Here is an 8182-nt window from a genome sequence, read left to right on the forward strand (position 1 = left end):
CGTGACAGTCCTCGTCGCCGTCACGCAGGCCGCGCTCGTCGCGGCCCTGCTCGTGGCCGCCTACCGCCCGCTCGGCGACCACCTGTGGCGCACGCTGACCGGCGAGCGGCACCTCGCCGTCGAGCGCGCGGGCTACCGGGTCATGCGGGTCGACCCGGACGCCGAGCAGCGCTGGTCCGCGTACGCGCTGTCGCTGCTGGGCTTCTCGACCGTCTCGGTCCTCGCGGTCTACCTCCTCGCGCGGTGGCAGGACCACCTGCCGCTCTCGTCAGGCGTGGCGGCGATGGACCCCGCAGGGGCGTGGAACGCCGCCGTGTCGTTCGCGACGAACACCAACTGGCAGTGGTTCTCGGGCGAGTCCGCTGCGGGCCACCTGCTGCAGATGACCGGGTTCGCGGTGCAGAACTTCGTGTCCGCCGCGGTCGGCATCGCGGTGCTCGCAGCGCTCGCGCGCGGGTTCGCCCGGTCCGGGACGGACGGCCGAGTCGGCAACTTCTGGCGCGACCTCGTCCGGGTCTGCGTGCGGGTGCTGCTGCCGCTGAGCGTGATCGGCGCGATCGTCCTCGTGTCGGCGGGCGTCGTGCAGAACCTGCACGCCCCGAGCGAGCTCACCACGCTGGCCGGCGGCGCGCAGCACGCGCTCGGCGGGCCGGTCGCGTCGCAGGAGGTCATCAAGGAGCTGGGGACCAACGGGGGTGGCTTCTTCAACGCGAACTCGGCGCACCCGCTCGAGAACCCGAACCCGTGGACGAACGCGTTCGAGGTGCTCCTCCTGCTGCTGATCCCGTTCAGCCTCCCGCGGGCGTTCGGCCGGATGGTCGGCGACCTGCGGCAGGGGCGAGCCATCGCCCTGACCATGGCCACGCTGCTGACGGTCGCCACCGGGCTCCTGACCTGGGCCGAGCTCGCGGGTCCGGGCCTGGCGCCCGCCGCGGCCGGCGCCGCGATGGAGGGCAAGGAGACGCGGTTCGGCGAGGCCGCGTCGGCGTTGTTCGCGGCCGCGACGACGGGCACCTCGACGGGCGCGGTCAACTCCATGCACGACTCGCTCACCGCGCCCGGCGGCGGCGTCGCGCTCGTCGGGATGCTGCTCGGCGAGGTCGCGCCGGGGGGCGTGGGCAGCGGCCTGTACGGGATGCTCCTGCTCGCCGTCGTCACGGTGTTCCTCGCCGGGCTCATGGTCGGGCGGACGCCCGAGTACCTCGGCAAGAAGATCGGCCGTCAGGAGATCACGCTCGTGGCGCTCAACGTGCTCACGATGCCCGCGCTCGTGCTCGTCGGTACCGCCGTCGCGCTCGTCGTTCCGGCGGGGCTCGCCGGGCTCCAGGAAGACGGGCCGCACGGGCTGTCCGAGGCGCTGTACGCGCTCGCCTCGGCAGGCAACAACAACGGGTCCGCGTTCGGCGGGCTGACGTCGGGGACACCGTTCTGGAACACGTTGCTCGGGCTCGTGATGCTGCTCGCCCGGTTCGTCCCGATCGTGCTGGTCCTCGCCCTCGCGGGACGCCTCTCCTCGCAACGCACGATCCCGGCCGGCCCCGGCACGCTGCCGACGCACACACCCCTGTTCGTCGGGCTGCTCGTGACCGTGACCCTCGTGGTCGTCGGCCTCACGTTCGTCCCCGTCCTGTCCCTCGGCCCGATCGCGGAGTCGCTCGCATGAGCACCACCCTGACCACCCGTTCGTCCGTCACCACGACCGAGCGCCAGACCGCGCGCGCCTCGTCCGCGCTGTCCGCGCGCCAGGTCACGGCCGCGCTGCCCGCTGCCCTGCGGGGCGCGGACCCGCGCCGCCTGTGGCACTCCCCCGTGCTGTTCGTCGTGGAGGTGGGTGCGGCCTTCACGACCGTCCTGGCCGTCCTCGACCCGTCGGTCTTCGCGTGGGCGATCACCTTCTGGCTATGGGTCACCGTGCTCGCCGCGACGCTCGCCGAGGCCGTCGCCGAAGGGCGCGGCAAGGCGCAGGCCGCGAGCCTGCGGGCGGCGCAGCGGCAGACGACGGCGCGGCGGGTCGTCGCGCCGCAGGACGTCCTCGAGGAGACGAGCGGCCTCGCGACGCTGCCGACCACCGAGGTCCCCTCGTCGTCGCTGCGCGTCGGCGACGTGGTCGTCGTCGTCGCAGGCGAGACGATCCCGTCCGACGGCGACGTCGTCGAGGGCGTCGCGAGCGTCGACGAGTCCGCGATCACCGGCGAGTCCGCGCCCGTGATCCGCGAGTCGGGCGGAGACCGGTCGGCCGTGACGGGCGGCACGGTCGTCCTGTCCGACCGGATCGTCGTGCGGATCACCGCACAGCCCGGCCACACGTTCGTCGACCGGATGATCGCGCTCGTCGAGGGGTCGCACCGACAGCGCACGCCCAACGAGATCGCGCTCAACGTCCTGCTCACGACCCTGACGATCGTGTTCCTCCTGGCCGTCGCGACGCTGCAGCCGTTCGCGGCCTACTCGGGGCAGCCGCAGTCGCTCGTCGTGCTCGTCGCGCTGCTGGTCTGCCTGATCCCGACGACGATCGGCGCGCTGCTGTCCGCGATCGGCATCGCCGGCATGGACCGGCTCGTGCGCCGCAACGTCCTCGCGATGTCCGGGCGCGCGGTCGAGGCGGCCGGCGACGTCGACGTCCTGCTGCTCGACAAGACCGGCACGATCACGCTCGGCAACCGGCAGGCGGCGGACCTGCTGCCCGCGGCCGACGTGCCCGTCGACGCGCTCGCCGACGCGGCCCAGCTTGCGTCGATGGCCGACGAGACGCCCGAGGGCCGGTCCGTCCTCGTGCTCGTCAAGGAACGGTTCGCGCTGCGCGAGCGCCCCGAGGGCGAGCTGGTCGGCTCGACGCTCGTGCCGTTCACCGCCGTCACCCGGATGTCGGGCGTCGACCTCGCGGGCGCGCACGTGCGCCGGGTCCGCAAGGGCGCGGCGGCAGCCGTGACGCACTGGGTCCGGTCCACGGGCGGGCACACGGGCGACGACGTGCGCGCCACGGTCGACGCGATCGCAGCGTCCGGGGGCACGCCGCTGGTCGTCGCCGAGCAGCTCGCGGACCGTCCCGCGCGCGTCCTGGGTGTCATCCACCTCAAGGACGTCGTCAAGCACGGCATGCGCGAGCGGTTCGCCGCGCTGCGGTCGATGGGCATCCGCACCGTCATGGTCACGGGCGACAACGAGGCGACCGCCCGCGCGATCGCGGCCGAGGCAGGCGTCGACGACGTGCTCGCCGAGGCCACGCCCGAGGACAAGCTCGCGCTCATCCGCCGCGAGCAGACCGGCGGACGGCTCGTCGCGATGTGCGGCGACGGCACCAACGACGCACCCGCGCTCGCGCAGGCGGACGCGGGCGTAGCGATGAGCACCGGCACGTCCGCCGCCAAGGAGGCCGGCAACATGGTCGACCTCGACTCCGACCCGACCAAGCTCATCGAGATCGTCGAGATCGGCAAGCAGCTGCTCATCACCCGCGGCGCGCTGACCACGTTCTCGATCGCCAACGACATCGCCAAGTACTTCGCGATCCTGCCCGCGATGTTCACGACGCTCTACCCACAGCTGGCGGTCCTCAACGTCATGCACCTGGCCAGCCCGCAGTCCGCGATCCTCGCCGCGGTGGTCTTCAACGCGCTCGTCATCCCCGCGCTGCTGCCGCTCGCCCTGCGTGGCGTGCGCTGGACGCCCGGCTCCGCGTCGGCGCTGCTGCGGCGCAACCTCCTCGTGTACGGCCTCGGCGGCGTCGTCGCGCCGTTCGTCGGCATCAAGCTCGTCGACCTCCTGGTCGCCCTCCTCCCCGGGATCTGACATGACCACGACCGCACCCGTCCGCCGTCCGACCGTCGGCGCCACCTCGATCTCGTTCGCGCGGCAGTCCCTGGCGGGCCTGCGCGTGCTCGTCGTCCTGACCGTCCTGCTCGGGCTCGCCTACCCCCTCACCGTGACGGGCGTGTCCTGGCTCACGATGCGGTGGCAGGCGAACGGGTCGCTGCTCACCGCCGACGGCGCACGCACGACCGACCCGTCGCACGCCGTCGGCTCGGCGCTCGTCGGACAGGTGACGGACGGCCCGCAGTGGTTCCACCCCCGGCCCTCGGTCGCCGGCGACGGCTACGACACGCTCGCGTCGGCAGGCTCCAACCTCGGGCCGAACAACCCGGACCTGGTCGCGACGATCACCGAGCGCCGCGCGAGCGTCGCCGCGGCCGAGGGCGTCGAGCCCGCCGCAGTCCCGCCCGACGCGGTCACCGCGTCCGCCTCGGGTCTCGACCCCGAGATCTCACCGCAGTACGCACGTCTGCAGGTGGACCGCGTCGCACGCGAGAACGGGCTGCCGCGGGACCGCGTCGCCGCTCTGGTCGAGGCCCACGTCGTGGGCCGTGACCTGGGCTTCCTCGGCGAGCCGCGGGTCAACGTGCTGCGCCTCAACCTGGCGCTGCGGACAATGGCCCCGTGACCGAGCCCGAGTCCGCGCGCGACGCGCCGGACATGACCGCGCGGCGGGGGCGCCTCACCGTGTACCTCGGCGCGGCGCCCGGCGTCGGCAAGACCTACGGTGCGCTCGACGAGCTGCACCGACGACGAGCGCGCGGCACCGACGTCGTCGTGGGCCTCGTCGAGACGCACGGGCGGTCGGGGACCGCGCACCAGCTCGAGGGCCTCGAGGTGCTGCCGCGCGCGGTCGTCGAGCACCGCGGGACCCAGCTGACCGAGCTCGACGTCCCCGCGGTGCTCGCCCGCAGGCCGCAGGTCGTGCTCGTGGACGAGCTCGCGCACACCAACGCCCCCGGCTCGCCGCACGACAAGCGCTGGCGGGACGTGCACGAGCTCCTCGACGCGGGGATCGACGTCGTCACGACCGTCAACGTGCAGCACCTGGAGTCGCTCAACGACGACGTCGCCCGCATCACCGGGGTGCAGCAGCGCGAGACGGTCCCCGACGCCGTCGTGCGCGCAGCCGACCAGATCCAGCTCGTCGACCTGCCGCCCCAGGCACTGCGCCGCCGCCTCGCGCACGGCAACGTGTACCGCGCGGAGCAGGTCGACGCGTCGCTGTCGGCCTTCTTCCGCGTCGGCAACCTCACCGCGCTCCGTGAGCTCGCGCTGCTCTGGCTCGCCGACCTCGTCGACGACGACCTGGCCGCCTACCGTCGGGCGCACCGGATCGACCAGCCGTGGCCCGCGCGCGAGCGTGTGGTCGTCGCGGTGACCGGCGGCCCCGAGACCGACACGCTGCTGCGGCGCGGTGCGCGGATCGCCCAGCGCGCCGCGGGGTCCGAGCTCGTCGCGGTGCACGTCCTGCCCTCCGACGGGCTGCCGAGCACGACGCCCGCGACGATCGCCGCGCAGCGCCGGCTCGCTGAGTCGCTCGGCGGGACGTTCCACACGGTCGTCGGCGAGGACGTCGCGAGTGGTGTCGTCGAGTTCGCCCGGGGCGTGAACGCGACGATGATCGTCGTCGGCGTGTCCCGGCGCGGGCGACTGCGCTCGCTCCTGGTGGAGGGCAACGGCCCGGAGATCGCCCGGCTCGCCGGGTCGATCGACGTGCACCTGGTCACGCACGAGCACGCGCGCGCGGGCCGGCGCACGTCGGCCGCACGGCGCTCGCCGCTCTCGCGCGGGCGCCTGCTCGCCGGGTGGGTGCTCGCGCTCGCCGGACCGGTCGCGGTGACCGCGCTCCTGGCCCTCGCCGAGGACCTGCTCTCCCTCCCGTCCGACCTGATGCTCTTCCTGGCCCTCACCGTGCTCGTCGCGATCGTCGGCGGCCTGTGGCCCGCGATCGTGTCGGCGGTGGTCGGGTTCGTGCTCCTCAACTGGTTCTTCACGCAGCCGACGGGTCGTCTGACCGTCGCGGACCCGGAGAACGTGCTCGCGCTGACGGTCTTCGTGCTCGTCGCCGCCGCCGTCGCATCGGTCGTCGACCTCGCCGCCCGCCGCGCGAGCGAGGCGTTCCGGGCGCGCGCCGAGGCGTCAGCGCTGGCCGCCATCTCGCGCTCGGTGCTCGCAGGAGAGGACACGGCTGCGGCGCTCGTCGCACGGTTGCGCGAGACGTTCACGCTCACGGCGGTCGCGCTGCTCGAACGCCGCGACGACGGCTGGCGCGTGCTGGCGTCGGACGGCACGGACCCGGCCACCACACCCGAGGAGGCGTCCACCGTGCTCACGGTCGACGACACGCGCGCGCTCGCGCTCTCGGGGCGCATCCTGCCGGCGAGCGACCGGCGGGTGCTCGAGGCGTTCGCGTCGCAGGTGGGCATCCTGCTGACGCAGGAACGCCTGCGAGGACAGGCGGCGCAGGCCCTCGCCCTCGAGCAGGCCGACGCGACCCGCACCGCGCTCCTCGCCGCGGTCTCGCACGACCTGCGGACCCCGCTCGCCACCATCCGTGCTTCCGTCGACGGCCTCACGAGCGCCGACCTGCACCTGTCGGCCGCCGATCGCGCGTCCCTCGTCGAGACCCTCGCGGACTCGACCGGCCGCCTCGAGCGGCTGATCGACAACCTGCTCGACCTCTCGCGGCTCCAGACCGGCTCGGTGCGACCGGTCCTGCGCGCGACGAGCCTGGACGAGGTGGTCCCGCTCGCGATCGAGGGGTACGCGCCGTCGGCCGTGCGCATGGAGGTCCCGGAGGACCTGCCTCTCGTGCGGACCGACGCGGGCCTGCTCGAGCGCGTGGTCGCGAACCTGGTGTCGAACGCCGTGCGCCACAGCCCGCCGGGGGCGCCTGTGACCGTCTCGGCGGCGAAGGTGGCGGACTCGGTCGTGGTGCAGGTCGTCGACGCCGGACCCGGCGTGGACGACGAGCTCAAGGAGCGACTGTTCGCGCCGTTCCAGCGCCTCGGCGACTCGTCCGGCGCCGGGCTCGGGCTCGGGCTCGCCGTCGCCGACGGGCTCGCACGCGCCGTGGGGGCCGAGCTGCGCGCGGAGGACACCCCGGGGACCGGGTTGACGATGGTCGTCACGCTCCCGGTGGCAGCGCCGGAGCCGGACGGGAGGCGCGCATGACACCGCAGGTCGGGCACCACGTGCTGGTCGTCGACGACGAGCCGGGTCTCGCGCACGCGCTCGGCATCACGCTGCGCGCCGCGGGGTGGCGGGTCAGCACCGCACGCGACGGTGCCGGGGCGCTCGCCGCGGCCGCGGCGGACCTGCCGGACGTCGTGCTGCTCGACCTGGGCCTGCCCGACCTCGACGGTCTCGAGGTCATCACCGCGCTGCGCGCCTGGACGCGGGTGCCGATCGTCGTGCTGTCCGCGCGTCAGCACGGCGAGGACAAGGTCGAGGCGCTCGACGCAGGAGCCGACGACTACGTCACCAAGCCGTTCGCGATGAACGAGCTCCAGGCGCGGCTGCGGGCCGCCGTCCGCCGGGCGGCCGCGCCGGCCGACGACGCGGAGGCCGTGGTGACGGCGGGCGCGCTCACGGTCGACCTCGCACGGCGCAGGGTCCTGCGCGGCGGGGTCGAGGTCCGTCTGACCCCGACCGAGTGGACGATGCTCGAGGTCCTGGTCCGCAACCGCGGTCGGCTGGTGCCGCGCCGCCAGCTCCTGCAGGAGGTGTGGGGCCCCTCGTACTCGGACGAGACGAACTACCTCCGCGTGTACTCCGCGCAGCTGCGGCGCAAGCTCGAGGACGATCCCGCGCACCCGCGACACATCGTCACCCAGCCCGGGATGGGCTACGTGTTCGAGGTCTAGCGTCGACCAGGCCGTGGGCCCGCTCCGGCCGTCTCGGCGACTGCGTCAGTCGAGCTCGAGGAGCCGGCGCCACGCGCGGTGGTGCTCGACGCACACGCAGCCCGCTGCCCCGAACGCCTGCGCCACCACCGCGGCCTCGCGTTCGAGCACCGCAGTGCCCTCGTCGGCGAACGTGTACTGCGCCCCGCCGGCCACCTCGGGCGTGTCCGTCTCCACCCCGACCGTCCAGCGGGCTCCCGCTCCGCGCGCGGCCTCGACGGCCGGGCGGGCGAGCGCGACGATCCCGTCGGTGCCCTCGGCGTGGTCGCTGAACGCCACGACGACGACCGCGTCGACGCGGCGCAGCGCCGCGTCCAGCAGCGACCCGCGCTCGTCGGGCGCCGCCACCGCGGTGAGCCACCACGGGGTGTCGGCGCCCAGGGTCAGGTTGGCCGGGAGTGCCTCCCGCACGGCGCCCAGCACCGCGAGCCAGCGTCGCGCACCGGCCGCGGGGTCCACGGCCC

At 74.4% G+C, this 8182-nt stretch carries 5 protein-coding genes and 1 pseudogene; 5 read left to right on the forward strand and 1 reads right to left on the reverse strand.

Annotated features, from left to right (window positions below):
- The first annotated feature begins 1 nt into the window (after window position 1).
- From kdpA to CWIS_RS04640, 5 genes are read left to right on the forward strand one after another with little or no spacing between them, the layout of a single operon-like run.
- On the forward strand, window positions 2-1663 hold the full coding sequence (gene kdpA / locus CWIS_RS04620) for a potassium-transporting ATPase subunit KdpA (RefSeq protein ID WP_231583656.1): 1662 nt from the start codon (window positions 2-4) through the stop codon (window positions 1661-1663).
- A complete protein-coding gene (gene kdpB, locus CWIS_RS04625) occupies window positions 1660-3789 on the forward strand; it encodes a potassium-transporting ATPase subunit KdpB (RefSeq protein ID WP_048342065.1) in 2130 nt (709 codons plus the stop codon). Before kdpA ends, kdpB begins: the two co-directional genes overlap by 4 nt.
- A 1-nt stretch (window position 3790) precedes the next feature.
- On the forward strand, window positions 3791-4438 hold the full coding sequence (kdpC, locus tag CWIS_RS04630) for a potassium-transporting ATPase subunit KdpC (protein WP_082156217.1): 648 nt from the start codon (window positions 3791-3793) through the stop codon (window positions 4436-4438).
- Between the two features lie 32 nt (window positions 4439-4470).
- Window positions 4471-6987 (forward strand): DUF4118 domain-containing protein, encoded by a 2517-nt coding sequence (locus CWIS_RS04635; RefSeq protein ID WP_048342087.1) that lies wholly within the window; start codon window positions 4471-4473, stop codon window positions 6985-6987.
- Window positions 6984-7679 (forward strand): response regulator, encoded by a 696-nt coding sequence (locus tag CWIS_RS04640; RefSeq protein ID WP_048342066.1) that lies wholly within the window; start codon window positions 6984-6986, stop codon window positions 7677-7679. The genes CWIS_RS04635 and CWIS_RS04640 overlap by 4 nt, the downstream gene beginning before the upstream one ends.
- 45 nt (window positions 7680-7724) lie before the next feature.
- Here CWIS_RS04640 and CWIS_RS18620 read toward each other — a convergent pair.
- Window positions 7725-8182 (reverse strand): annotated as a pseudogene (locus tag CWIS_RS18620) (hypothetical protein); the annotation flags it as partial.

Origin of the sequence: Cellulomonas sp. A375-1 (genome assembly GCF_001040865.1) — a bacterium.
Lineage (GTDB): Bacteria > Actinomycetota > Actinomycetes > Actinomycetales > Cellulomonadaceae > Cellulomonas > Cellulomonas gelida.

Coding starts and splice junctions, on each gene's coding strand:
- kdpB (WP_048342065.1), top strand. CDS start 1,660: ATGAGCACCACCCTGACCACCCGTTCGTCCGTCACCACGACCGAGCGC.
- kdpC (WP_082156217.1), top strand. CDS start 3,791: ATGACCACGACCGCACCCGTCCGCCGTCCGACCGTCGGCGCCACCTCG.
- CWIS_RS04635 (WP_048342087.1), top strand. CDS start 4,471: ATGACCGCGCGGCGGGGGCGCCTCACCGTGTACCTCGGCGCGGCGCCC.
- CWIS_RS04640 (WP_048342066.1), top strand. CDS start 6,984: ATGACACCGCAGGTCGGGCACCACGTGCTGGTCGTCGACGACGAGCCG.